2 protein-coding genes are annotated in these 1450 nt (G+C 62.7%); one reads left to right on the top strand and one right to left on the bottom strand.

Annotated features, from left to right (window positions below; translation table 11 throughout):
• Positions 1–89: NAD(P)(+) transhydrogenase (Re/Si-specific) subunit beta (locus Q4I23_RS32645; protein WP_253828411.1), on the top strand; the 89-nt coding region annotated here is incomplete at its 5' end.
• Positions 90–164: 75 nt separating this feature from the next.
• Here Q4I23_RS32645 and Q4I23_RS32640 read toward each other — a convergent pair.
• Positions 165–866 (bottom strand): CBS domain-containing protein, encoded by a 702-nt coding sequence (locus Q4I23_RS32640; RefSeq protein ID WP_149168383.1) that lies wholly within the window; start codon positions 864–866, stop codon positions 165–167.
• Between the last annotated feature and the right edge of the window lie 584 nt (positions 867–1450).

The raw sequence follows: 1450 nt of genomic DNA, 5'->3' as shown, positions 1-1450 counted from the left end.
AGAACGAGCTGTTCTTCCGCCCCAACACCATGATGCTGTTCGGCGACGCCAAGAAGGTCACCGAAGAGGTCGTGAAGGCCACCGAGTAAAGGTCTGCTGAAAGGAAAAGCCCCTTCCCGGACGAACCGGGAAGGGGCTTTTTTGTTGCTGTATCGGCGACCGGATCAGAAGCCGACCGCACCTTCGGCGACATGATCCACGATGATCAGGTGATTTTCCACGCGGGTGACGCCAGGGGTGTTTTCGGCGGCGACGCGAATGGCGTCACGCTGCGCCTCGGTGCGCACGCTGCCCCAGAGATGCACGACGCCGTTGCGCACCACGATGTTTTCGCTGATCTCCGGTGCCCAGGGCTGCGCCCGCAGGGTTTCCAGAAGCCGGTCGCGCACGACGCGGTCGTCCGCGGCGGCCGGGGAGACGTCCGGCGCGATGCTGGCGAGGACGTGCAGCAGGTTGGCGCGGCTGACGATGCCGACCAGCTTGCCGTTGTTCAGCACCGGAACGCGCTTGATGCGGTTGCCCTCCATCAGGCGGACCACCTCGTCGAGCGGGGTCTCCTCGGTGACGGAGATCAGCGACTCGGTCATCGCGTCGCGCACGTGGCGGCCGTGGGACTTGGTGTAGTCGGCGGCCTGGTTCGGCGCGCCTGCGAACATGGCGAGCCACCAGGAGGCCCGGCGCACGGTGCCGGTCTCCGCCCGGCGCAGCAGGTCGCCCTCGCTGATGACGCCGAGCAGGCGCCCGTTCGAATCGCAGACGGGCAGGCCGCTGATCCGGTTCTCCAGCATGCGCTTCGCGGCTTCGGTCACCGTGGCGTCGGGACCGATGGTGATCACCTGACGGGTCATGATGTCCGCTGCTTTCATGGCTTTCCTCCGTTTGCCTAATTCGTTGACCCAGCAAACTTACACATACACGGAGTAAGGGGAAGCTGCCTGGTGTACGGTATACCAATTTGCCGCAGGGCGATTTGGCCGGCGGAAAAAAGAAGGCTCCGCTGGCGGGAAGCCGCGGAGCCGTCAGGTGGGGGAATCTACAGGGAGGAATGCGTGTAGTTCCAAGGACGTTTGTACCCCCAGCGGTCCATTCGGGCTATAATGGATTCGGTATACCAGTTATGCAGTGTTTGGATACCGTATACGATATGCCAGTTAGTGGCAAAGGGTGCAGAATTGCCCCGCCGTCGCAGACGAAGTGCCGTGGCGTCGTTCATCGAAGAAACAGTCCGCGATCCGAACATATCCGCTTGTCATGAACTGGCATCTGGTATACCGTATCACCAATCCAAGCCGCTTCCCTCTCCGGGGCAATGAAAGCGCGGCCCAAACCCCGTCAACCGGGGGGAACTCCGGGGCAACCGGGGGCGGAGAGAGAGGGACGGGAACAGCCATGCAGACGATGAGTTTCTCGGTCGCACCCCTGGATCAGGGGATGAGCTTCAAGGCCAAGG

This window comes from Azospirillum sp. UFLA03-27 (genome assembly GCF_059803775.1).
Note: the sequence above shows the minus strand (reverse complement) of the source record. Positions and strands in the feature narration are given on the sequence as shown.